The following is a 23,937-nucleotide window of genomic DNA, read 5'->3' as shown; positions in this document are numbered from 1 at the left end:
CGTAGCGGTTTACCGCAGGAGCGTCGCAAAAGTTATCTGATGATGAAAAGAAACGAGATCCTGCGTTAAGCAGGTCAGGCGGATCTGCCGCCGAACTTTGACATTGTGAATGGGTTTTTAAATCGATGCCGTGGCGCATAGATTGTTATGATGGTCTAGCCGACCCGCGTAACGCTAAGTCTATGCATCACAAATCAATCAAATTGATTATCTGGCTGAGATAATTCCTCCGCATCATCGTGAAGACGAGCGGCCTTTTATGCAGGGCTGTCGTTGATGGTGTGGATTCTCAAGCGTGAGGTAAGAGCATTTGGTGGATGCCTTGGCATGTACAGGCGATGAAGGACGTGGCACGCTGCGATAAGCGTCGGGGAGATGTGAGCAATCTTTGATCCGGCGATTTCCGAATGGGGAAACCCACCTTCACCATTTCCCTCTGATTACCTTTGGTGATCCGAGAGAGGTGGATAAGGTATCACCGAGCTGAATATATAGGCTTGGTGAAGCAAACCCAGGGAACTGAAACATCTCAGTACCTGGAGGAAAAGACATCAACCGAGATTCCCGTAGTAGTGGCGAGCGAACCGGGACCAGGCCAGTGCCTTTTCTATTATTAGCAGAACACTCTGGAAAGTGTGGCCATAGCGGGTGACAGCCCCGTATGCGAAAAGACTAGAAAAGGACTTGAGTAGGGCGGGACACGTGAAATCCTGTCTGAACATGGGGGGACCACCCTCCAAGCCTAAATACTCGTACATGACCGATAGCGAACACAGTACCGTGAGGGAAAGGTGAAAAGCACCCCGATTAGGGGAGTGAAACAGTACCTGAAACCGGATGCTTACAAGCAGTTGGAGCCCCATAGGGGGTGACAGCGTACCTCTTGCATAATGGGTCAGTGACTTAATCTAGCATGCGAGCTTAAGCCGTTAGGTGTAGGCGAAGCGAAAGCGAGTCTGAATAGGGCGACTGAGTATGTTGGATTAGACCCGAACCCCGGCGATCTAGGCATGATCAGGTTGAAGGTGCAGTAACATGCACTGGAGGACCGAACCGTTGCATGTTGAAAAATGCTCGGATGAATTGTGTTTAGGGGTGAAAGGCCAATCAAGCCGGGAAATAGCTGGTTCTCCGCGAAATCTATTGAGGTAGAGCGTCAGATTTTTGCCAATGGGGGTAGAGCACTGGATGGGCTAGGGCTGCGCGAGCGGTACCAAACCTAACCAAACTCCGAATACCATTGAGTCTAGTCTGGCAGACAGACGGCGGGTGCTAAGGTCCGTCGTCAAAAGGGAAACAGCCCTAACCTACAGCTAAGGTCCCCAAGTCATATCTAAGTGGGAAAGCATGTGGGAATCCCAAAACAACCAGGAGGTTGGCTTAGAAGCAGCCATCCTTTAAAGAAAGCGTAACAGCTCACTGGTCTAAATAAGGGTTCCTGCGGCGAAGATGTAACGGGGCTAAAGATATGCACCGAAGCTTAGGGTTGCAGTTTACTGCAGCGGTAGCGGAGCGTTCCGTAAGTTGATGAAGCCGAAGGGTAACCGACGGTGGAGATATCGGAAGTGCGAATGCTGACATGAGTAGCGATAAAGAGGGTGAGATGCCCTCTCGCCGAAAGACCAAGGGTTCCTGCGCAACGCTAATCGGCGCAGGGTAAGCCGGCCCCTAAGACGAGCCCGAAGGGGGTAGTCGATGGGAACCACGTTAATATTCGTGGGCCTGGAGATGTGTGACGGATGTCGGAAGTAGTGTGTCCTTATTGGATTGGGCATGCTGCCAAGATGTTCCTGGAAATAGCCTCTCCGTATAGACCGTACCCGAAACCGACACAGGTGGTCAGGTAGAGTATACCAAGGCGCTTGAGAGAAGTATCCTGAAGGAACTCGGCAAATTGCCTCCGTACCTTCGGAAGAAGGAGGCCCTGAATCGAGGCAACTCTTTTCAGGGGGCACAGGCCAGGGGGTAGCGACTGTTTATCAAAAACACAGGACTCTGCTAAGTCGGCTTCAAGACGACGTATAGGGTCTGACGCCTGCCCGGTGCTTGAAGGTTAAGAGGAGGAGTGCAAGCTCCGAATTGAAGCCCAAGTAAACGGCGGCCGTAACTATAACGGTCCTAAGGTAGCGAAATTCCTTGTCGGGTAAGTTCCGACCTGCACGAATGGCGTAACGACTTCCCCACTGTCTCCAGGATATGCTCAGCGAAATTGAATTCTCCGTGAAGATGCGGAGTACCCGCGGTTAGACGGAAAGACCCCGTGCACCTTTACTGCAGCTTCAGAGTGGCATTAGGAAAGAGTTGTGTAGCATAGGTGGGAGGCTTTGAATCTTGGGCGCCAGTCCAAGGGGAGCCATAGGTGAAATACCACCCTGCTGTTTTCTGATGTCTAACCAACTACCGTTATCCGGTAGTGGGACCCTCTGTGGCGGGTAGTTTGACTGGGGCGGTCGCCTCCTAAAGAGTAACGGAGGCGCGCGATGGTAGGCTCAGGCCGGTTGGAAACCGGCTGCGAGAGTGCAATGGCATAAGCCTGCCTGACTGCGAGACTGACGAGTCGAGCAGAGACGAAAGTCGGTCATAGTGATCCGGTGGTCCCTCGTGGAAGGGCCATCGCTCAACGGATAAAAGGTACGCCGGGGATAACAGGCTGATGATTCCCAAGAGCTCATATCGACGGAATCGTTTGGCACCTCGATGTCGGCTCATCACATCCTGGGGCTGGAGCAGGTCCCAAGGGTTTGGCTGTTCGCCAATTAAAGTGGTACGTGAGCTGGGTTCAGAACGTCGCGAGACAGTTTGGTCCCTATCTGCCGTGGGCGTCGATTGTTGAAAGGAGTTGCCCCTAGTACGAGAGGACCGGGGTGAACATACCTCTGGTGTACCAGTCATGCCGCCAGGCGTGCCGCTGGGTAGCTATGTATGGACGGGATAACCGCTGAAAGCATCTAAGCGGGAAGCCTCCCTTGAGATAAGCAATCTTCGAACCGTCATAGACCATGACGTTGATAGGCTGGGTGTGGAAGCGCAGTAATGCGTGGAGCTAACCAGTCCTAATAGTTCAGATCGCGCTTGAGAGTTCGCACTGTCAATGACAGCCCTGGAAACAGGGATGTCTGATGGAGGAATTCTCCAGCCAGATACGCCCAACACACCAACCCTGAGTTTAGGCTCAGAAATGGTGCATCGATTTAAACCCTTGCCCACCAGCTTTATTGCTTGGTGACCTTAGCGTCTGTGACCCACCCGATCCCATCTCGAACTCGGCCGTGAAACCGGACAGCGCCGATGGTACTATGTCTTAAGGCATGGAAGAGTAGGTCGTCGCCAGGCATTATAGCTGGTGCAGGCAAGGAAAGCCCATTCACGTGTCAGAGGGCCGCCCAAAGGGTTGGCCCTTTTGGCGTCTTTGGAGCTGTTTCGGCTCAGTTGACGTCGACTTCCCGAAGTCATGATTTTGGGAGGTAATTGTTGCTCAACGAAGTCTGTACGACTTCACAAGGGCGACCGCCCGTCGGCCGGTTAGGCCGGAAGCCAAGCGAACCGGATAGTTCGCGCCCGGCGTTTGAGGGTGAACACGGTAATATCGCGGGGTGGAGCAGTCCGGTAGCTCGTCAGGCTCATAACCTGAAGGTCGTTGGTTCAAATCCAACCCCCGCAACCACCGTTTTCAAAGACTTAGCTCACATCTACGAATCTGACAAACCGCTGTGTCCGCGTGGTGTCCGTATCGTAACGGAATTGCGTCCGGCATTCAGGCGCCTGCGCCGCATTATAGTTCAGTTTTGCGCCCCATAATCGGAAGTTAAGTCTTATTGGGCGCTAACCCAAAAGCGGGTTCTATTTGTATAGATTCTTGGGGATGCGTCTTTCTACGCGTCGGGTTGCCTAAGAAACTCCATAGTAGAGCAGTCCCAAGCACCATACTTGCCATGCGGTCCATACCAGCCAGACTGCAACAGCTTTTCGAGCTTGCGCCCGTAAGCGCGCATAATTCGAAGATATCCTTGCCAAATCTTCGGCGAAAGGTTTCGCAAATCTTCGGATTCCTCAGCGGTAAGACCAGTGGGATAGCGTGCCCAGCTACCCATGCCCTTTTCAAAGAACTCCAATACATTGGTGTACTTAGTCCGAAATGGCACCTCATGGGAGCGATCGCGTAACTCAGTGAGACGATGTGACCTTAGCGGCTTTGCCAATCGACCATTTGAAACCCAACTAGGATTCTCGAAGACAAGAAAGGCTTTAATCGCATTCTCCAGAGCGAACGATGCTAATAGAATTGTTGATCGCTCTTTTATGTCCCAAGCATCGCTCCGGCCATCTGGAAACCTTCGAATTAGTTGGCCCTCACCTCTCCTATCCCAAAGCTTTATAGCCTGCTCATGCAGATTATCTGCGGTTAACAGCCACATGTGGGGGTCAGCCATCGACACGAATTCTTCATTTGTCATGTTGAGGAAACTCCCCACTGTGCAATGGAAGCTGCAAGTTGATGGGTTGAAGAAGTTCAGAAGAGGCAGGGGTGCTACGCATCATCGATTCTATTTTGTGAGAACGGACATTTCGCGATCGGCCCGAACTCTTGCCTATGCTCGCGTACCGGGGCGCCAGAATTCCAGGCCAGTTATCTCAGACGAAATTTGGTCGAGAAATTGGCTGGGAGCGTGTTCGATAAATTCTGTGATCAGCCAGTTGGCGGAACCATCAAGATGCCTTGAGAAGCCCTTTGGGTCATAACGAGAAAGCTCGCTCAAACGATGCATGCTTGCAAAAACTATCGCTAGAGTATGCCGGCTCGCCAGAGGATTGCTTGATTGAGATTTCTTTAGATACCAAAGGTCTCTCTTTCCGCTTATGGGTACCACAACCCTTCGTGTTGTTGAATGATATGTCGTTAGTCTCTTGGCCGCCGCAGCTTTCTCTTGGTTGTTCTTCCTACCGCGGTACCACTTGAATCTCTTCTTTCGTCTTACGAAAGTCCCTCCGGTGTCTGAAAATATCTCAAAAGAATCAGGTAGGTTCCTAAGCCTTCTCATGTCGGCATAGCGATTGACGATCCTAGCCTGAAACCATGCTTCACTGGTGTCGTCACGACTAACGTAACAAGCTTCTTCGATTGGAATGAACAACTCCGGCGAACTTGGGAACGTCAAGCAAAACGCACGGTGGATAAAGGGCAGATTCCATAGAAGATCCTTTAGCGTGTACTTGGCACCACCTGCAGTGTCTCCAAAGTAGGCGCAGAGAGCGGCCAGAACGCCGCCTGTCTGGAAAGAAACAGCTTCGTTGGATAAGGCTGATTTCGCACTTGAGGGGCGGCTGCCAGCCACTCCATGAGTATCTCCGTGGTTTTGACCGGCAACCAGCAACAAGGCTTTCGTGCAATTCAGAAAGGAATAGTAAAGTGGAAGGGGAGCAGCCTCGGTCGGCATTGACTTCGCGGCATCGGAAAAGCGGCGCGCCTGAATCCAAAAGGGTAGCGCATCGTTGTGTTTTTCACGCTTGAGCCACAGCTCGACATAGGACCAAGGATCGTTGCTGAGCACACTCTCTTTATCGAATTGCACGTTCTTGACCGACTTGTGCATCCACAAGCGCCGACTCGAGATCTTGATGCATTCGCCTCGCATGTTGCCTCGTTGCTTATTTGCCCTTAGTCACCGTCCGCGTTCATCGGCTAACCTACGTGAATAAAACAGAATATCACAAGCCAAAACCCCTCGAATTCGAACTTGCGTCATAGGGCTAGCAATTAGTCGGCTTTTGCTGCCTATCTTCCGACACCTGTCAGTCTGCAAACGGCCCAAAAGAAGCAATCCGAATGGGATTACAATCCATCGATTTACGGCATTACCGTCGCTTATCTTCTATTCGATAGCGAGCTTTTGCAGCGTCAAGCCGCGCGGCAAACTCGACTTGCCTCTCTGAGATTGTTCGGGCCAGCGTGTTTCCTAGCCAGCTAGCAAAGTCGGGTAACCGCTCGATAAGAACGCCGCGAACTGCTGCCTGCGTCACAACAAGTCCGAGCGTTTGCTTGAGCATTAAGTCGCAAAACTCGGCGCGCTGGATTTCTTTCACTTGATCAGCATCAGCAAACGAGCGCACTCCGAGTAGGCTGTCGTTCACTTGAGATTGGGCGATTCTCCAAAGCTCGCTGGTTGGCCATCGTGAACGGTTAGAGTCTGACGTGGGATCCACGTGACGAACCGCTTCCATTGTATCGGCGAACATATCTCCACATCGGGTTTCAAGATCGGTCCAACTTGTGATCGCCCATTTCTCTTTCAGATGTCTCTTGCCCGCACGGGCTTCGATCCTCCAAATGCGGCTTTGCGTCGCGTCTTCGCGAGCTAATGGTGCCTTTCCATTCTCGGAACGTGAGGCATCCCAAATCTCCCACCATGCGAATTTGCGCTTCCCAATTATCTCGGCTCGCTTGTCGTAGACGATCACTTGGCGACCTGGCATCTTTCCAACTGTGACGGAAGTTACTCTGTCTGACTTGCCATTCACGCGCGGGACGACAAACTCACCTTCTTGGGCCCATCCAGTATTCGAGTGCATTACGAAATTTTCCACGGCCAACTCGAACTCGGGCGCGAGAATATCGACTGCAAAATCCACTCTTCCGATGCTTTCGCCACCGCCTCCCAGGTGCATACCGAGTGCGCTCAAGGTTTCGTAAAGGTGGCGCTTTGTCTCTTCCAATCCGAAGAGGGCAAGCTGTAAAGAGCTACACGAAACTCGCACGCCCCAAGGATCCTTTTCGCTGGGAGCCTTAAACATCCAAGTTCCGCCGAACTGACCAATGTCCGCTCGATATCGGTATCCGCCACGGACACCGCTCTCCGCTACGAGCAACTTTAAGCCATTCCACGGCAAGCACGTCGGCTTTCGTGAGACTAATGCATTCGCCTTTGCGTCTTCTAAAGCATCGCAAAGTTTTGATCCGATCTGAGCTTCAAAAGAGACGTCAAGAGCGTCGAATCCTCGATGAAGGATTTCCATGATTTTTCTCCATGAATGTATTTCTGGAGGGGGGTGCTACAAAGACCCCCTCAATCGGCGCAGGCTCGCCGCAATCTTCGGCTCACGCCTCAGCTTGCAACGAGGCCAGACATGATTGGATTGACGGTATTGATTTCGATCCACTCTTCGAGTGCTTCGATCGAATAGAGGATTTGACCGCCTTGCCGGATGAAGCGAGGGCCAGTTCCCGCCGCACGATGTCTTGCAAGTGTTCTGACGCTACATCTCAGATAACGCGCTGCCTCGCAGGCCTTGAGATATTTTGACTGATGTGCCTGTTTTTCCATTCCGAGCTCCAAGGCTACGGATGCCATGCGCTCGTATGAGCGTACGCACCCTCGATTCCAGAGGTGCGGGAAATGCCCACCGTTTGTGTGCTGCTATTTGCTCTGAATGGACCGACTTCTTGTGGCTGGTCTAGGCTCTCAACGCCGCGCCCAATCTCTACGGGGAATCTGCGGAAACGTGCCTATCAGTATTGACCTTGCGCTGTCGTACTCTTGCCCTTGATCTGATCATATAATGCGCAGGATGGGCATCCCGCTGTCTTGAAGAATGCACGTTCGGGAAGAGTTGGCAAGACAAATCTCGTCGTTGACATCAGATGGCCACGATTGGCATCAAATGGCCGCTTCGGCTAGAATGTTATTCTTTGCGGACTTTCCGCTACCGACCCAATTGCGGACGTTGGTTCATTTGCTTAGAACCAACGAGATGGACGGTAAGCTATTCTCACTACTGGTCTGCCTCGCGCTGTTGACTGGATGCATACCGGCACAGCCATATGATAAGGAGTTTGAAGCTCAATTTGAAGAATCCGACACTAATCTTGGCGACTTGTTTGCGTCCGGGTACTTTCCAAAGGAGTATGGCGACCCAATAGTCGATTATTGCGGTTCGACCTTCGGGCCGAGGGAACTTATCGGCGAGGTCGAAGAAGAGTGGTTTCCCAGACAATTGATGGCTGGACGTGAACCATCGCTCTATCTGCTTTCGCAGCAGGAACCTGGACCAGAATTTGTGCTCCGATTCAGTTACATTCCAAGTTTTTCACCCTCGATATTTGTTCGAATTTACGCGGATGATGGCGGCTATGTGCTTGTCGCCAAGAAACTGAGCGGTGTGGGCGGCTACGAGCCCGGAACTATAGCTAGCTCGAAGAAGATCAGACTTCCCCCGGACGAGGTTGCCGAATTGGAACGGCTACTTGCGACAGGCGCGCTATTCGAGGAGCAGCAGGAAAGCTGCGAATTGGGCTTCGTTGGAAGCGATTGGCTGTTCGAACAAGTCGATGCGAGCGGCTACAAGCTGGTAAAGCGTTGGTCTCCCTCGAGCGGAGCCGGATATGAACTAGGACAACACCTATTGCGGCTAAGCGGGTACCGCTAACATCCATTTCTCTTGTCCGCTTTCCACCTCATAAGCGGTCAGGCTTCAGCTTGATGGGCTAGGCCAAGACCGGGCTGACAGCTTTGCCACGCATTCTGACAAAAGCAGACCGGCTGGTAACGACCCAATTGCGGATGTTGGCTACTACGTTAGAATTGCGAGATGTCATTTCGATTTGCCTCCCTACTGGTGACTGTACTCTTGTCGAGTTGCGGGCCAAGCCACCAAGACATGGCCCCAGAAGAAAAGCGGATCATCACGGCTGTGCTGGCCCAACTTAAGGACGGGCAGTCGGAATATGAGAAATTCGCCGAAGAATATCCAGAAGAAGACGGGATACTTGGCCGCATCGCCGATCATAGGTTTTGCGTGGCGCGAGAAGTTGCAGGTGCGCCCGGTGAACTGGATCGACCAGAAGAGCTAAACCCAGATATAGCCCCAAATCCATCGATAGTTGGCGAACGGTGGGAGAAGTCGAAAACGCGAACACCCATTCCCGCGGCAACCCTACCAGCTCATTTGCGTTGGAACGGGCCACTGTCTTTCTGTCCAAGCGGAGTAATCAGACTCGGCACTCCCGAAATTTCGGGAGACACCGCCCGCGTCTTTATTGAAAACGATTGCTCTGGCTGGTGCGGTTGGGGAGGTGAGGTACTCCTTAAGCGCATTGATCAACAGTGGCGCGTGACCGAAAACGTAAACTGGTGGGAGGCCTAGACGGAGCATTGTTCCAATGTCCGCTTCCCACCCCAAAACCGGTCGTTCGAATAACGACCCAATTGCGGACGTTTGAGCAATCGATCTTTCTGCCGAATTTGGTAAGTAATCCTGCCAAGTGACATGAAATGTATCGGCCGTGGATGGGATGCAGTCGTCTCGCATCCAATAGCTTCATTCGTCTACAAACTTGCTTGCTCGTTTCACCCATGGCTATGCTGGGCGGTGAGCAAGATTTGGGGGTAATTCAATGCGCATCTCAATCCTTCTCGGATCGTGTCTGGCTTTGGCCGCGTGCGACAGCATCGGACTTGGAGACCCTGCGGAACCACAGGCGCAAGGCGTCGAAATTGTCTCGGAGGGATCAGTCGATGATCTGGCTGAGGATTTCGTCAGGCTTGGATTGGCGCTGGGCGTGCATGATCCCGACTATGTCGATGCCTATTTTGGGCCCGCCGAGTGGCGAGCAGAGGCCGAGGCGTCTAGCTTGACACTTGAACAGGTGCTTGCTCAGGCTGATAGCTTGGTTGCGTTTCTCAAAGAAGCTGAACCAAATGAAGGAGACGAAGCGCGCCTTCGGGCGCTGACCGCCAATGCCGTGGCCATGCACACGCGTGTGCGCCTGCTTTCTGGCGAGAAAATACCGTTTGATGAACAAACCAAACTGCTATTCGGTGTCGTGGCCCCGCCCCTTGATGCCAAGGCGGAAGCAGAACGGCGTGCTGCGCTTGATGCGACCTACCCCGGCACAGGGACCTTGGCGCAACGTCAGGCGGCCTATCTCGATGCCACGACTGTCCCCAACGACACTATTCGCGAACTCACCGATATCACGGTTGAAGAGTGCCGCCGTCGTTCCAATGAATGGATTGATCTGCCCGAAGGGGAAGGCTTTGAGCTTGAACTGGTGCAGGACAAACCTTGGGGTGGATTCAATTATTACCTCGGCAATTATCAGAGCAAAATCGAGATCAACACCGATCGTCGCATTGGTATCGGTCGTTTCGTCGATATTGGTTGCCACGAGGGCTATCCCGGACACCATGTATACGGTGTGTTACGCGACAAGATTTTTGTGCAGGAGCGTGGCTGGGTCGAGCATACGCTCTACCCACTTTTTGCGCCCTCGGCGATTCTGGCTGAAGGTTCAGCGGAATACGGTATTGCCATGGCTTTCCCGGGCAACAGCAAGATCGCTTATGAGCGTGACACGCTTTATTCGATTGCTGACCTTGATCCCGCGGTCGTGCAGGTCGCGGGGCGGCTTGCCATGCTACCTTCTATTGAACCATTGATAATCGACGTCGCCCGGCAATATTCGGACGGCGAAATTTCGGCAGAGGCCGCTATCACGCGACTGATTAACGAGGGCCCTATGCCTGAGCGCGAAGCCGCAGATGTCATTGGGTTCGTCGACTACAATGGGTCCTACATCGTTAACTATTCACTCGGGTACGACCTGATTGACCGATATCTTGATGCTGTGTCTTCAACACCGGCACAACGATGGGAGAAGTTTGAGGAGCTATTGGTGACGCCGCTCGTGCCCGAGGACCTGGAAAATGCAATTGCCAAGGCAGGGTAAATCCGTTTGTACCAAATGAACGGGCCACTTTGACTTCGTGAACTGCAAAGTTCGCGGTCAGGCCGGATAGAGGACGATTGCAGTTGCGCGCAATTTGTCCAAAAAACCGCAATTCTGCTTTCGACCCAATTGCTGACGTTTGGCTGAACCGATATAATGCCACCGGGCCCTGACACGGTCGGCGTGGATAATTGGTTTTTAGAGTCAGTTATTTGGCGGGTTCGAGTCCCGTCCGAGGGTTCCTTCTGACTATGCCTGCTTTCCACCCCAGTTTTGGAAGTAGACCCGAGCCACCGCGTTGAGCGACAGCGGACATTAGACCGCTAGCGCTTGAGCGACGCCCTCGGCTGCGCGCCTTAGGGTATCATCATACAGGCTTGCGTATCGCTTAGTTGTCTGCGGAGTCGAGTGGCCGAGTAGCTCACCAATCACCAAGAGCGATTGTCCGGATGATGCCACGAGACTTGCAAACGTGTGGCGCAGATCATGGACGCGTACGCCCGTAAGTCCAGCAGCCTTGCAAGCTGATTGCCATGTCTTTCGAACCTCAGTTAATGGCGCGCCGAGCCTCCCGGGAAATATGTGTGTCCCTTCCGTCTCGGCCCGCCGTCGTTCGAGGATGTCTGCAGCAGCCGACGAGTATGGAACACGATGTTCTCTACGCTGCTTCGTTTCCGAGCTGGCCTTGGTCCAAATCCGCCGATCAAGATCGAACTGAGTCCAGGTAGCGTTGAGCGCTTCACCCCTGCGGCAGCCGGTAAACAGCATGAAAAGCAGGGCATCCGCAGAAACACGCTCGTCGTGTTCTTGCAGCGCTCTAATCAGCCGCCCGACTTCCTCTTCGCTCAAGTAGCGATGCCGCTTTTCTTCAACGGTGCGACGGCAACCAGAGGCCGGGTTCCGTTCGATCCATCCCCATCGGATTGAGAGGTTAAGAGCCTTGCGAAATACTTCGAGTATGCGGTTTGCTCTGACTGGACGCGTCGACGAAATCTGCATGTGAAGTTCGTCGCAATCGCGAGGTGTCAAATCAGTGACCTTGCGAGAGCCGAGCCGAGGCAAAATGTCATTGCGCCACATCGACCGATCATCCGCTGCCGAGCGCGGTGCTTTGGTTGGAAGGTGCTCTTCGTCGTATCGGACAAATAGATCTTTGACAGTGGGTGCGACGCGTCGATCCTCTCTGACTTCAAGCGGATCAGTGCCAAGATCGATATCTCGTCGCAAGACTTGAGCTTGCTTCTTTGCCGCAAGCGTTGTCCAAGTTGGGAATTTACCAATGGTGATCCGTCTTTCGCGGCCTTCAAAGCGATAGTTCAAAATGAACGCTTTCGAACCCGCCTTTGTAAGACGGATTCCGAAGCCAGAAAGGCTGGCGTCATAGACAATTCTGGAGCCGTTTTGCGGTGCCTTCAGGGCGCTGACAACTCGATCTGAAAGACGCTTGCGATTCGTTTGTGTCCGTACTGTGTCCGTATTGGAACATGTATTCGTTGACATTCTGTGGCACTCCTTGGCAACGTTTGGCATCAGAAAAGCTATTTAATATCAATTAGATATCAGACATTTCGGTTGTTGCTCAAGGGCTTAGAATTTCGCTGCGAACGGGCTCATAACCTGAAGGTCGTTGGTTCAAATCCAACCCCCGCAACCACCGATTTCCAATACCTCAGATTCATATTCATCGAAAATTGGCTTCGCCCTAGTGCGCTGGCTATCCTGGTTGCGGCGCATACGCATACGCTGGCGAGTAGCGCTTGACGCCAACCAATTCTCATATCCCGCTCAATTGGGGTATTCACCGCATACGCTTTGGCGAACTGTTCGCGCATAACTCTCTCAACACTTGAGGGAGAATATCCATGTCATCCTACCGTTTCGCAGCCAGATCTCTGCTCGTTGCTATCGCGGCTCCTTTGGCTCTTGCAGCCGCAGCGCCCGCCTCCGCTCAGGCTCTTGCCGACCTACAAACATTTGAAGAAGTCCAACCGTTGGAGCCGACAGTGCTTGACGGCGTCTGGAAAGTCGTTGGTCTACAAAAGCAGCTTCTGATCGAAAACGGTCATGCCATCGCTCTCGAGGGTTGGATGCATGCCTTTTTCTGGAAGGTCGAGCCGGGCATGGTTACAAGCACCCGGATCCGTCAGAATGCGGACGGGCGCTTCGAAGCCTACGATGCTCTGTTACAACGCCCGATGAAGTGGACGCTACGTCCTGACGGCACGGTGTTCGCAAGCGGGACCGGGCTGTTTGCCCCATCCTTCTACCTCGAACCCATCGAATTGGCTTATCCCGACGCGTTTCAGGAGGAACTTGATTTGATCGAAAGCGGTGGCCGCAGGATTGGCGCACCGCCGCCTCTACCAGGTCCGATTGGTGATGCGCCTCCGGCAGAGCGCCCCGGTCCCATCGATTTCGACCCGGCCAATGGCTACGAGCTCCAAAGCCGGAACAAGCTGTGCCTCGACGTCAGCCGCTCCAACATGAAAAAGCAAGGCGCAAAGGTCATGGGCTGGGAATGCCATGGAGGGAACAATCAGAAGTTTTACTTCCTTGAAGAGGAAGGGCTGATCATTACCGGTGCCGGGATGTGCCTCGAAGCGACGGGAACCAAGAAAGGTGCGCCGATCAAATCCTATGGCTGCGATGGCAATGCAATGCAGCAATGGACGGCAAGCGTGAAGAGGATGGATATCCCGGGCTTTGCCAATATCCGCGGAGGCGACATGCAAATCATGCGCTTCACCCATTCAAGTGGACGCTGCCTCGATCTCTCCCGCTCTGATTCAGACAAGAAGAAGAACGGGTCGAAAGTAATGCTGTGGGATTGCCACGATGGCGCCAACCAGGCGTGGGGTACGCTTATGAGGAATTAACGAGGGGTCACAGGCGGGGAGAAGGATCAGATGTTTCAGTCCGATCCTTCATCTTCCCCGCGTAGTTGGAGAGACTCAAATGCCTGTTACGGAGTCGATCAGGCCTTCTCGCAAGGCGTAAGCGATAAGCTCTGCGGCAGAATGCACTCCGGTCTTACGCATCACGCTGGTGCGATGACGGTCGACAGTCTTGACGCTGATCCCAAGGGTCTCTCCGATTTCCCGATTGGTCCGTCCTGCCACCACGAGATTCAGGACTTGGCGTTCGCGGTCTGTCAAAGGTTCGAGATCCGCGCTGTCTTCAAGCAGTTTGGCGTAGCGGCTGCTGACTACGCGCCCGCCATCGAGAATACGCGGCAAGGCGCGCGCCATCTCATCCACGTCGTCTGCTTTGCAGAAGACGCCGTCCGCACCGACTTCGACAAGCTCAGCAATTTTCCCGAGTGCTTCAACAGCGGTGAATACGACAATCCGGGTGTCTGGCGACCAGCGCCGCGCTTCTAGCAATACTTCAGTCCCACCGGCATGCGGCATAGTCACATCGAGCATAAGGAGGTCAGGGCGATGTTTGCGAACAGCAGCGATAGCGGAGATACCATTGTCCGCTTCCTCACACACAGTGACTTCGTAGCCTTCGAGTGCGTCTTTGTTAGCAAGGACACCGGTAAGTGCGCCGCGCACGATGGCATGGTCATCCGCAATGACCGCAGTTCGCTTTGTTCCGAATGCCAATTCGTGCCCCTATTGCTACGCTACGCCCTGAGCTGGCTCGTGCTCGCTATGCAGATAGCGAAAAAACGTTACCATAAGGCGGCTAGGTGTTGAAAGATCATAACTTCCTTGCCCGCCTGGGGGTCATTTTCGTAGCCGCACTACTTTGGCTTAGTGGTGCGGCCACGTCTGCGGTCGCGCAAACAATCGAAGTCCCGCCTGGCCAGTCGGTCGAGCGGATCGATTTGCAAGCTCGCTATCTGATTGCACCGGATTCAGCCGATTTCACTTTGGCCGATGCTAGGCGTGCCTTGGAACAAGCGGAATTCCAAAGCGAATTTCCCGAGCAGCCCTTTGCTGATGTGCCGAGCCCCAGGACCTGGATCGCGATAGAACTCGTCAATCCATCGCGCGATCCAGAAAATGAATTACGCCGTGTCCTTGGGCTCGGTGCAATCTTCATCGAGCTCCCCGAGGTTTATCTGATCGACGGTGATAAACCCGCACAGGAAATCCTTGCGAATGCAGCAGGGGATGGTCAGTCCCTTGCCGCACGCTATTTCACCTACATCCGTACGCAGAGTTTTGTTCTGCCTCCGGGCGAAGCGCGTACAATCCTTATCAATACGACGATCAATGACCGGCCCACCATGGGCGTTTACCGCGAAGGCGAACTGGGGCGAAACCAGATTGTGGCGGCGCTCGTCAAAGCGCTTTTCACTCTTACCCTGTTGTTTATCGCCACAGTGCTTGCTGTGGTATCGATCGCAACAAAGCGTACAATCGGGACGATCGTTGCTTTCGGGTTTGCGCTTGTCATGCTGCAAGCCGATGCGTCGCTCTTGTCGACCGCCTTTAGCGCGACACCCAAAGAAGGACGGCGTATCTGGGAAGCGCTGACGCTCTCAGTGATTTTTTACAACTACTACGCGTTCCTTTTCATATTCCGCCTCGAGTTTCGCTTGCTGCGATATCCAGCCCTCGGGGTTGTCGCAGTTCTTCTGCCCACGCCGCTTCTCTGGATAGCCTGGGTGTCCGATTCCACAGTAGACGTGCTCTGGGCATTCTACCTCGCCCTCCTGCTCTTCGCGATTCTCGTCGCTTTCCGATTCGATATAGCGGGCCGATTGCGAGTGATCGCAGCGGCTATTCTGTTCTTCTGTGTGTTCGCCGCAGTCCTGGTCGAGCCCTATTACCTCGGCCGAAATCTGCCGGATCTTACCATCGAATTCATCCGTGATGCCATCCGGATGCTGGCCGGCTTTGCCATGCTGTTCCTCGTTCTGGTCGACGTACGCCGCACAAGGCAGGAGCGCGATCGTTTAACGGCGGAGCGTATCGCTGCGCTGGAAGCGCGTGCGGAAACCGATCGTCAATTGCTCGAGACAGAACGCGAATATGCGCGTGCTCGCGATTCCGCACAGCGCCGAAAGCAACAGCTCGCCGCTGCAAGTCATGACATTCGTCAACCATTGATGGGGCTGCGAGGCGCATTGCGCGAAGAGGCGGACAGCCTTTCACCTGGTTTGCAGGCACGCCTGAATGAAGCGGTCGATTATCTCGAGCAGCTTACAAATGAATACAGTGATCGCGGACCGCGGGACGAGCCGATCCTAACCGAGAAAGCCGAAGAGTACCCGCTCGATCTCGTGCTCCGGGCAGTGTCCGACATGTTTGCCGCTGAAGCACGCGAACGCGGGATTGCGCTTAGAGTTGCGCATTCAGACTGCCGGACGAATGTGCCTGCGCTTGCCTTGGTGCGATCGACCAGCAATCTCGTCGCCAATGCGCTGCGTCATGCCGATGCCTCGCGGATCATGGTTGGCGTGCGTCATCGTGGTAGTCGATGCGTGATCGAAGTTCGGGACAATGGTTGCGGCATGAATGCCGATCAGCTGGCTGAGGCGATGCAGCCAGGTGGTAAACGCAAAGGTTCAGATGGTGACGGGCTGGGCCTAGCCATAATTCAGGAACTGGCCCAGCGTCATGACTTTGAATTCACGATGGAATCTGCTCCAAATCAAGGGGCAAGGGCGCGTCTATCCCTGTCTGCTACCTGAACCGGAAAGTACCGCTTTTGGGGTATTGCCCCCATGCTGTTCGAACTCCGTTTCCTCTACCAAAATGAGGCAAGACCGGTCGATGGGACCGGCCGGTTACGGGAGTTGAACGATGAAACTGATGAAAGCCAAAACAGCACTGAGCGCTTCAGTCCTGGCGATTGCAGCTTTTGCCACACCGCTGGCAGCGCAGGATGAGCAGGCTGAAGAGGAAACTGCCGAAGAGATAGCTGCTGAAGAGGCATCTGCTGCAGAGAGCGGCGAATTTGAAAAAGATGGTGAATTGTCCGTGAGTGAAGCGGCAGTTTATGGTGGGACTGGGTATGCGATCTACAGAGGCGTCAGAGCTCCAGTAAACGCAAATAAAATGCCTACCCGCACTCTGACGACTGATCAGATCCGTGACGTGAATGCAAATCGTGCGCCCAACGCGGGTCGGGGCTATTATTCCGGTTCACCCAACCCAGTTGACAGGGGCCCACACAGAGCCGCAGATGTTGTGAATGCTCGCGATGCAGCTGGCAGCCCTCGCAATATCCAAACATTGGAATCACCTGCTGGCAACGGGACCAATCGTGCAGCAATCGGCAATGGCTCTGCACTTGATGATTTGGACACCAGAGGCCAATCGGCTCAGCGCGCCCGCGCGAACGCAATCGCTGGTTCTGCGGACGATATGGCAAGGGTGGATACCCATGGGCGGCTCGCACAGCAGATCCGGGCTAATCGCGCGGTATCGCCAAGCGGTACGACTACTCTGGCGTCACCTGAAACCATGGGTGCCAGAGCGCAAGCCGCCCGCGCCAATGCAATCGGCGGAGCTGCTGACGACCTTGCGCGGCTGGAAGCACGTGGCAACGCAGCTCAGCGACCAAGGGCCAACGCGTTCGGTGGTAGCGCAGACGAACTTGCTCGGCTTGAGGCGCGAGGCAATGCGGCACAGCGTCCCCGTGCCAATGCTATCGGTGGTACAGCTGACGATCTCGCACGGTTGGATGCAAACGGGGCGCGCGCTCAGAACACCCGCTTCAACCGCGTGGGGAGCACCGCCAATCTAGACACGTTGGCTCGTCAAGGGCGCTTTGCTCAAGATGCGCGTGGCCGTGGTCTCGGCAATGCCAGCAATCCGGCTCTTGAGGCGCGTGGCAATGCAGCGCGGAACACTCGCTTCCAGGCCCGCAATGTGAATGCTGCGGCGCGCGGTGGTTCAGGGTTTGAGCGGGCTATGCAAGGCCGCGTCGGTCCGGAGGGGACTTCGCGTCTGATCGGCCAAGGCGATGCAGCCCAGGCGGCGCGCGGTCGCATCGTTAATGAAGGCCAGCTCGCCCGCAACATCAATGCTCAAGGCGGCGATATTGGTCGGCTCAATCAGGCTGGTCGCTCTGCGCAAGTCCGTCACACTAGCGGCATACCAAGAGGCGCGCCTACACCCGCGACCGGCGTAGCAAAGCCAGCGGGGCGGTTGGGTAAGGTCAGCAAATTCGGCAGCAACATGGCCAAAGGCGCAGTCGTAGGTATCGCTGCGACGGAGAGTGTGAAGGCACTGACTGGAGCTGAGATGGATGATCCTCTCGCCACAGGCTTCCGTTATGGCTCGGCGATCTTCGATAAGGACGTCACAATGGGAGATGTGGCGCGTGACCGCTGGGAGCACCACAAGTCGAATTTCAGGAAGATCGGCGAAACCCTGACGACCAAAGGCAAACTGAAAGAAAACATGCGGAACTACGGTGCCGACAAGCGAGAAAAAATTGGCAGCGCGACCGGTATGGAGCTGCATGCGATGCGCGATACACAGCAACGCTATGCTGATGCACTTAAAGGTTCCGACAAACTCAAAAATCTGGGGCAGGTTGCGGGAGACCGTGCGCAGCACCACTGGGGCAATACCAAGAAAGTGGGCTCCAAGATCGGTTGCGGAATTGGCAACATCTTCCGCAAGAAGGAAAATGATAAGGATTGCTGAGCGGTCTTCAGCCCCTTCAGCGCGAAACACAAGAAACCCGCTGCTCGATATGAGCGGCGGGTTTTTCATTGAGCGAGTGTCCCCAGGGTCAGTCTTCGCGCACTTGCCTCAGGAAGCGGTTGAGCTGTTCTCTCAGGCTTGACGCTTGAGACTCAAGTTCGGTCGATGAAGCGAGCACTTGCGATGCCGCTGCTCCGGTCGAAAGCGACAGCTCGCGGACATCTTCGACATGCTCGGACACCTGATCAGTGCCGTTTGCTGCCTTGTCGATATTGCGCGCCAGTTCTTGTCCAGCAACCGATTGCTGGTCGACGGCGCTTGCAATCGATACAGCAGTTACTTCCAACTGGTTGATCTGCGAAGCGATGGAGCGCAGTGCAGAAACGCTCGCGCCAGTGGTGTCCTGCATCGCGCGGATCTGTTCCGCGACCTGTTCAGTGGCTCGGCTGGTCTGCATGGCCAGCTCTTTGACTTCGCTTGCGACCACTGCAAAGCCGCGGCCAGCCTCACCGCCGCGCGCTGCTTCAATCGATGCGTTCAATGCGAGCAGATTGGTGCGCTGTGCAATGGTTTGAATGAGCTCGACGATCTGGCCGACCTCTTCGGCTGAGGCAGACAGAGCGGATATTGTAGCATCGGCTTCGCCTGCAGATGTAGACGCCGCTCGCGCCATTTCAGCGGAATTGGCTGCCTGCTGGCTGATCTCGCCAATTGACATGGCAAACTCGTCGCTTGCTGCGGCTGCAGAAGTTGCGCCCGCATTGGCTTCCTCCATGGACAATGCGACTTGTTCGGTGCGGATGTTGGCTTGCTCAGCCGTTGCAGCCATGCCGGTTGCTGTAGTCTTTAACTGGTTGGCTGCTGTCGCCACCCCGTTCGCGACATCGACGACTTCACGCTCCAGCTGTTTCGCAAGCCGTGAAAGAAGCTCGCGCCTTTTCTGGCGGGAGTCCTGCTCGCTTACCAGGTTGCTTTCCAGGCGCTGTTGGTTGTCTTTCTCTAACGCGACAAATTCCGCATTGGCGATACGAATGCTCTCTATCGCAACTGCAAGCTGGCCGTATTCGTCGCTCCGGTCTTGCCCAGGTACCTCAAAATCGAATTTGCGGTCTGTGATGAGTGTAAGGCAATCTATCAATTGGCGGCTGCTGCGGATGATGTCGCGATTGATTACACCAAGCACCAGCACAAACAGGATTGCCGACAAAGCGATACTGACAATCAGCATAACTTGCAGAGTGGAGATTTCAGCACGGGCAGTGGTGATTGCTTGTTCAGTTCCGGCGGCGAGACCGCTTTCAACGGCTGCAAGACCCATATAAGCAAACGCCGCTGAAGCCAGCGAGATCGCCAAGGGCAGCACTACCACGAAAAACACCTTCGGGCTTGTGCCCAGGCGTCCAAACCATGCGGTGAAAGGGTCAACTTTTTCGTCGAAGCGGATGGATTCATCCGTCAGCTCACTATCGACAGTGAATTGTGATGGATCGGGTTGAGCGGTCATGCTTGTGCGCCTCTTGAGGAATTCACGTGCGATGGGTTTGATGAGAATTCGGATTGACCAGCGAGAAGCTCAGAAACTTCTTGTGGCGGCATCGCCTTGTAATAGAGCCAGCCCTGAATCTGATCGCATCCAGCTGCCTTAGCCATTTCGGCCTGCTCTGTGGTCTCGACACCTTCTGCAGCAACACCCATCTTCAAGGCCCGAGCGAGGGTGACAGAGGATAGCATCATCGCGCGGCTGCCCTCGTCTTCGCCAGCATCAACTACGAGCGAGCGATCAAGCTTTAGTTTTTCGAACCGGAACTGCCGAAGGAAACCGATCGAAGCGTACCCTGTCCCGAAATCATCGAGCGCGACTTTCACACCAAAACCACGAATGATCTCAAGGCTGCGTTCGGCAACGTTGGAATCCATGACAAGGAATGTCTCTGTAATTTCCAGTTCCAGACGCTCCGCCGGAAAGCCGGTCTCTTCAAGGATTTGACCCAGCTTGACGGGAAATTCTGCGTTGCGCAGCTGAGCGGCCGAGATGTTTACTGATACTGCGAGGGGCGCCCAATCCAACGCATCTTCGCAAGCCTTTCGAAGGACCCAAAGTCCAATCGGATTGATCATTCCGGTTTCTTCAGCGACCGGAATGAAGACATGGGGGCCAACTGCTTTACCATCCGGGCGGTTCCAGCGGATCAGCGCTTCAACAGCGACAATTGCTTGGGTCTTGGCATCGACCAATGGTTGATAGACCAAGGCAAACTCGTCATTGGCAAGCGCCTGCCGCAATTCATCGTCAAGCTCTTGCACAGCCTCGCGATCACGATCGAAGTCCTCGTCGTACCAGGTGCTGCGCATCCGGCCGAAACGTTTGGATGCGTACATGGCTACGTCAGCGCGCCGCAGCAGCTCGGACGAGCTTAGGCTATCGACTTCGTTTGTACCCGCCAGTCCAATGCTGGCGCCAATAGCCAAACGCCTATCGCCAATGGGGACTGGGGCTTCCAACTCATCGATGAAATTGCGGCAAATGCCTTCAAGGATTGTGCCCGCAACCGGACCATGGACCAAAATTGCAAACTCATCGCCGCCCAGACGGTAACAGCGCGCATCCTTGCCGCAGATCTCCTTGAGCATGGCTGCGCAGTGTCGGATTACCTGATCGCCGACAAAATGCCCCAAGTGATCATTCACTTGTTTGAAGCCATCAAGATCGATGAGCGCGAGTGCTGCCTCAGGATTGCGGCGCACAGACCTTGCGAAATCCTGGTGAAGGGCATGGCGATTGGCGAGCCCGCTCAAGCCATCGCGCCGTCCGAGATCTTCAAGCTCGCGGATGCTGGACACGCCGGTAACACTGAGCACGAACAGCGTCGCGCCATAAATCAGAACCCCTGCAACCAATATGCTCGTGCCCGAAACATAGGCGCTTTTCCCGCTCATCAGGATCGCGGCCATCAACAAGCCAAACAGCACTGTCAGCATGAGCAGCGGTGCTATAATGAGCATCACTGGCCGCAGTGTCATCGGGCGAGAAAATGTACGCACACAACCCCCTTGGTTCGCGCTTCGCGCGCGAAGGGGATTTGGATAACCAGTATTCGCTAATTTAGCGTAAACCGAAAATTTACCCTGCTGCTGCGAACTACCAATTTTATCACTATAAATCAGATATTTGAGAAGAGGAGATCAGGGTGCTTGCTGATCGGAAACTACGCCGAGTACGGACCTATGCAAGCAGCCTTACCTGCGCGGCAGAGCCCGCGGGGATGGACTGAGCGGCAGCGTAAAGGCTGATCCTGTCAGCGACTGGTGCGAACAGCTTGGTTTGTCCGACGACGGTTTCTCCGGCTCCAAGCATGAGAATTCCATCCGCGCTCAAAGCTTCACTCAGTCGCTCAAAGACTCGAGCACGTGTTTGCTGCGGGAAATAGAGCAAGACGTTGCGGCACAAGATCAGATCGAAGCTGTTGAGCGCTGGAGGCTTGTCCAAAACGTTATGCTGTTGAAACCGTACAATCGAGCGCGTCTCGCTGCTCATTTGCCAGCCTGATGCGGTTTCCTCAAAATGATCGAGCATTTGCGCGATACCCAAACCACGCTGAACCTCGAATTGGCTGTAATGGCCAGCCTTAGCCGTTGCGATTGCGCTTTGCGAGATGTCGGTCCCTAGTATGTCGATCGACCAACCTTCCCATTGAGCGCTGTTGTCAGCGAATTGCATAGCAAGCGAATGCGCTTCTTGCCCGGTTGAACACCCGGCGCACCAAATTTGCAAACGTCGCTGCGCTTTGCGGCGCTCCGCCAGCATTGGGAATACATGCTGCGGAAGCTGCTCAAATGTTGGTCGATCGCGGAAAAAGTACGTCTCGTTATTGAGCAGCGCCTCTACTACTTCGTCCGCAAGAGCAGCCTGCCCTGGCGATGCAAGCATGCAGACCAACTGATCGATATTGGAGATGCCGCGTTCTCTGAAGAGGCCGGCAAGGCTCGTGCCCACACGCCATCGGCGGCTTTCTGTAAGCTGCTGACCGGTGCGTGCGGCGAGAAGGTCTGCAATGATCAGATAGGAGGCTTCACCGATCTCCATCAGGTCAATCCGCGATCCGCCATCAGCCGCTCCGCAAGCTTCTCTGGCGGCAAGACCGCGCTCGCAAGGCCCGCATTGGCGACCGCGCCCGGCATTCCCCAGACGGCCGAAGTTTCAGCGTCCTGCGCGAGCACTGTCCCGCCTGCACTGACCAGCTCTCCAGCGCCGAGCACACCGTCTTTCCCCATACCGGAAAGCAGGATGGCGGTCGCTCTGCCGTCGCAGTTCCGGGCGAGGCTCGAAAGCATGGGATCAACCGACGGCATGCATCCGCTCGCGGCTGGTTGACTTGAGGTGCGCGCGACAAAGCCCTGACCATGCGGTTCCAGCAGCATATGTGAATGGCCCGTGGCAACGGCGATTTCGCCGCGCTGGATAATCGCACCGTCTTCGGCAATAACCGCCCGCCGCGCTGAAGTGACTTCCAACTGCCGTGCGAAAACCGATACAAAGGATGTCGGCAGATGCTGTGTAATGCAGATAGGCAAGTCATACTCGGGCTTGAGCGTCCGCAACAGCAGGTTGAGAGCATGAATTCCGCCCGTGGATGCGCCGATGGCAATGATTTCACTCTGTCGGGAGGCGGTCAGTTTCGCTGATGCGCGAGGATTGGATGCTTGTGCGCTAGCTTCCGCCGGAGCGTTTGACCCGCCTCCTAAGGCACGGATCTTCTCCAGCAAAGCGGAGCGATATTGCGCGTCAAAACCGCCTGGCCGCGGTTTGAGCATCGTATCGGCAGCGCCCATGGAAAGCGCAGCCATTGTGGCTTCCGCGCCTTCATTGGTCAGCGAAGATACGACGAGGACCTGTGCGTCTCTTTGAGCTTTGAGTAGCTGAGGAAGAGCCTCCAGGCCACCCATTCCTGGCATCTCAAGATCAAGCAGGATGACATCGACAGCCTCCTTGCGAAGCCGAGCCAAAGCCAGTTCTGCTGTCCGTTCACCAGCGACGACCATCATGTCTGACGCGTCTTGCACCATGCGCGAGAAAATGGTTCGCACGGTCAGAGAATCGTCGACAATCAACACACGGATTGGACCGTCGCTGCGGCCGTGTGTTTTGTCAGAACTATTCTTGTCCAGAGATGTTGCCGGTGGAGTCACGAGCGCCCGTTCCTCAGCTCATGCCAACAAGCTGCAATTTGATTTGCAAAGTCTCGTGGTCGAATGGCTTCATGACATATTCGTCTGCCCCGGCCGAGATGGCCTGCCGAATATGCGCGACGTCGTTCTCGGTTGTACAGAAGACAACCTTAGGCTTGCCGCCATCTGGGCGCTGGCGCAGCTGTGTGATAAACTCAATCCCTGTCATGACAGGCATGTTCCAGTCGAGCAAAACAACGTCAGGCATTCGCTCGTCGCAATAAGCGAGGCCTTCTTTGCCATTCTCTGCTTCATCTACGGCGAAACCCAGTGTTTCCAGAATGTGCCGAGACACTTTCCGGATGACCCTTGAATCATCGACGATCAGGCACGTTTTCATAATGACCCCTGTCTATTTTGACTTTGGGTGTAACG

At 54.7% G+C, this 23,937-nt stretch carries 17 protein-coding genes, 1 tRNA gene and 2 rRNA genes; 9 read left to right on the top strand and 11 right to left on the bottom strand.

All coding sequences use genetic code 11. The features are described from left to right. Positions 1-290 precede the first annotated feature (290 nt). The 3 genes from HUO12_RS08275 (at position 291) to HUO12_RS08265 (ending at position 3,664) form a co-directional block, all read left to right on the top strand. Positions 291-3,077, top strand: a 23S ribosomal RNA gene (locus HUO12_RS08275). 141 nt (positions 3,078-3,218) lie between these two features. After that, positions 3,219-3,333: ribosomal RNA gene (gene rrf, locus HUO12_RS08270) — 5S ribosomal RNA — on the top strand. A 254-nt stretch (positions 3,334-3,587) separates the two neighbouring features. Continuing rightward, positions 3,588-3,664 (top strand) — tRNA-Met (locus HUO12_RS08265). A gap of 208 nt (positions 3,665-3,872) precedes the next feature. Here the strand turns inward: HUO12_RS08265 and HUO12_RS08260 are convergent. The 4 genes from HUO12_RS08260 to HUO12_RS08245 form a co-directional block, all read right to left on the bottom strand. Further along, on the bottom strand, positions 3,873-4,454 hold the full coding sequence (locus HUO12_RS08260; RefSeq protein ID WP_176273116.1) for a hypothetical protein: 582 nt from the start codon (positions 4,452-4,454) through the stop codon (positions 3,873-3,875). 135 nt (positions 4,455-4,589) lie between these two features. Further along, complete coding sequence (locus tag HUO12_RS08255; RefSeq protein ID WP_176273115.1) at positions 4,590-5,591, bottom strand: YaaC family protein; 1,002 nt, start codon at positions 5,589-5,591, stop codon at positions 4,590-4,592. A gap of 262 nt (positions 5,592-5,853) precedes the next feature. Then, positions 5,854-7,011 carry a hypothetical protein gene (locus HUO12_RS08250; protein ID WP_176273114.1) on the bottom strand — a complete coding sequence of 386 codons (1,158 nt, stop codon included), beginning with the start codon at positions 7,009-7,011 and terminating at the stop codon, positions 5,854-5,856. Positions 7,012-7,100: 89 nt separating this feature from the next. Further along, on the bottom strand, positions 7,101-7,319 hold the full coding sequence (locus tag HUO12_RS08245) for a helix-turn-helix domain-containing protein (RefSeq protein WP_176273113.1): 219 nt from the start codon (positions 7,317-7,319) through the stop codon (positions 7,101-7,103). 427 nt (positions 7,320-7,746) lie between these two features. Here HUO12_RS08245 and HUO12_RS08240 point away from each other — a divergent pair, with 427 nt between their 5' ends. The 3 genes from HUO12_RS08240 to HUO12_RS08230 all read left to right on the top strand — a co-directional run bounded on the left by HUO12_RS08240 (position 7,747) and on the right by HUO12_RS08230 (position 10,723). Continuing rightward, on the top strand, positions 7,747-8,421 hold the full coding sequence (locus HUO12_RS08240; protein ID WP_176273112.1) for a hypothetical protein: 675 nt from the start codon (positions 7,747-7,749) through the stop codon (positions 8,419-8,421). A gap of 231 nt (positions 8,422-8,652) precedes the next feature. Continuing rightward, on the top strand, positions 8,653-9,138 hold the full coding sequence (locus tag HUO12_RS08235) for a hypothetical protein (protein ID WP_176273111.1): 486 nt from the start codon (positions 8,653-8,655) through the stop codon (positions 9,136-9,138). A 415-nt stretch (positions 9,139-9,553) separates the two neighbouring features. Continuing rightward, positions 9,554-10,723, top strand: a complete 1,170-nt coding sequence (locus HUO12_RS08230; protein ID WP_176273110.1) for a hypothetical protein — start codon at positions 9,554-9,556, stop codon at positions 10,721-10,723. Between the two features lie 315 nt (positions 10,724-11,038). Here the strand turns inward: HUO12_RS08230 and HUO12_RS08225 are convergent, their stop codons facing one another. Beyond that, positions 11,039-12,223 carry a tyrosine-type recombinase/integrase gene (locus HUO12_RS08225; RefSeq protein ID WP_176273109.1) on the bottom strand — a complete coding sequence of 395 codons (1,185 nt, stop codon included), beginning with the start codon at positions 12,221-12,223 and terminating at the stop codon, positions 11,039-11,041. A gap of 362 nt (positions 12,224-12,585) precedes the next feature. On the opposite strand from HUO12_RS08225, the gene HUO12_RS08220 reads away from it, so the two are divergent. Next, positions 12,586-13,599: an RICIN domain-containing protein gene (locus HUO12_RS08220; protein ID WP_176273108.1), complete on the top strand. Its 1,014-nt coding sequence runs from the start codon at positions 12,586-12,588 to the stop codon at positions 13,597-13,599. A gap of 75 nt (positions 13,600-13,674) precedes the next feature. On the opposite strand, the gene HUO12_RS08215 is transcribed toward HUO12_RS08220, so the two are convergent. Then, positions 13,675-14,331 carry a LuxR C-terminal-related transcriptional regulator gene (locus HUO12_RS08215; RefSeq protein ID WP_176273107.1) on the bottom strand — a complete coding sequence of 219 codons (657 nt, stop codon included), beginning with the start codon at positions 14,329-14,331 and terminating at the stop codon, positions 13,675-13,677. An 86-nt stretch (positions 14,332-14,417) separates the two neighbouring features. On the opposite strand from HUO12_RS08215, the gene HUO12_RS08210 reads away from it, so the two are divergent. Beyond that, on the top strand, positions 14,418-16,370 hold the full coding sequence (locus tag HUO12_RS08210) for an ATP-binding protein (protein ID WP_176273106.1): 1,953 nt from the start codon (positions 14,418-14,420) through the stop codon (positions 16,368-16,370). A gap of 112 nt (positions 16,371-16,482) precedes the next feature. After that, positions 16,483-18,336, top strand: a complete 1,854-nt coding sequence (locus tag HUO12_RS08205; RefSeq protein WP_176273105.1) for a hypothetical protein — start codon at positions 16,483-16,485, stop codon at positions 18,334-18,336. 88 nt (positions 18,337-18,424) lie between these two features. Here HUO12_RS08205 and HUO12_RS14500 read toward each other — a convergent pair whose 3' ends face one another. The 5 genes from HUO12_RS14500 to HUO12_RS08180 all read right to left on the bottom strand — a co-directional run bounded on the left by HUO12_RS14500 (position 18,425) and on the right by HUO12_RS08180 (position 23,902). After that, entirely contained in the window at positions 18,425-19,840 is a 1,416-nt protein-coding gene (locus HUO12_RS14500; RefSeq protein WP_176273104.1) for a methyl-accepting chemotaxis protein, read from the bottom strand. Then, entirely contained in the window at positions 19,837-21,378 is a 1,542-nt protein-coding gene (locus HUO12_RS08195) for a putative bifunctional diguanylate cyclase/phosphodiesterase (RefSeq protein ID WP_332310390.1), read from the bottom strand. The genes HUO12_RS14500 and HUO12_RS08195 overlap by 4 nt, the downstream gene beginning before the upstream one ends. 181 nt (positions 21,379-21,559) lie before the next feature. Further along, on the bottom strand, positions 21,560-22,420 hold the full coding sequence (locus tag HUO12_RS08190; RefSeq protein ID WP_176273103.1) for a CheR family methyltransferase: 861 nt from the start codon (positions 22,418-22,420) through the stop codon (positions 21,560-21,562). Continuing rightward, a complete protein-coding gene (gene cheB / locus HUO12_RS08185) occupies positions 22,420-23,523 on the bottom strand; it encodes a chemotaxis-specific protein-glutamate methyltransferase CheB (protein ID WP_332310389.1) in 1,104 nt (367 codons plus the stop codon). Before cheB ends, HUO12_RS08190 begins: the two co-directional genes overlap by 1 nt. A gap of 13 nt (positions 23,524-23,536) precedes the next feature. Next, a complete protein-coding gene (locus tag HUO12_RS08180; RefSeq protein ID WP_176273102.1) occupies positions 23,537-23,902 on the bottom strand; it encodes a response regulator in 366 nt (121 codons plus the stop codon). Positions 23,903-23,937: the final 35 nt, after the last annotated feature.

Origin of the sequence: Altererythrobacter lutimaris (assembly GCF_013371495.1) — a bacterium.
Taxonomy (GTDB): Bacteria; Pseudomonadota; Alphaproteobacteria; order Sphingomonadales; family Sphingomonadaceae; genus Erythrobacter; species Erythrobacter lutimaris_A.
The sequence above is the reverse complement of the archived record's forward strand: the minus strand, read 5'-3'. Positions and strand labels throughout refer to the sequence as shown.

Coding starts and splice junctions, on each gene's coding strand:
- HUO12_RS08190 (WP_176273103.1), bottom strand. CDS start 22,420: ATGGAGATCGGTGAAGCCTCCTATCTGATCATTGCAGACCTTCTCGCC.
- HUO12_RS14500 (WP_176273104.1), bottom strand. CDS start 19,840: ATGACCGCTCAACCCGATCCATCACAATTCACTGTCGATAGTGAGCTG.
- HUO12_RS08245 (WP_176273113.1), bottom strand. CDS start 7,319: ATGGAAAAACAGGCACATCAGTCAAAATATCTCAAGGCCTGCGAGGCA.
- HUO12_RS08255 (WP_176273115.1), bottom strand. CDS start 5,591: ATGCACAAGTCGGTCAAGAACGTGCAATTCGATAAAGAGAGTGTGCTC.
- HUO12_RS08250 (WP_176273114.1), bottom strand. CDS start 7,011: ATGGAAATCCTTCATCGAGGATTCGACGCTCTTGACGTCTCTTTTGAA.
- HUO12_RS08235 (WP_176273111.1), top strand. CDS start 8,653: ATGGCCCCAGAAGAAAAGCGGATCATCACGGCTGTGCTGGCCCAACTT.
- HUO12_RS08205 (WP_176273105.1), top strand. CDS start 16,483: ATGAAACTGATGAAAGCCAAAACAGCACTGAGCGCTTCAGTCCTGGCG.
- HUO12_RS08260 (WP_176273116.1), bottom strand. CDS start 4,454: ATGACAAATGAAGAATTCGTGTCGATGGCTGACCCCCACATGTGGCTG.
- HUO12_RS08180 (WP_176273102.1), bottom strand. CDS start 23,902: ATGAAAACGTGCCTGATCGTCGATGATTCAAGGGTCATCCGGAAAGTG.
- HUO12_RS08220 (WP_176273108.1), top strand. CDS start 12,586: ATGTCATCCTACCGTTTCGCAGCCAGATCTCTGCTCGTTGCTATCGCG.
- HUO12_RS08240 (WP_176273112.1), top strand. CDS start 7,747: ATGGACGGTAAGCTATTCTCACTACTGGTCTGCCTCGCGCTGTTGACT.
- HUO12_RS08225 (WP_176273109.1), bottom strand. CDS start 12,223: ATGTCAACGAATACATGTTCCAATACGGACACAGTACGGACACAAACG.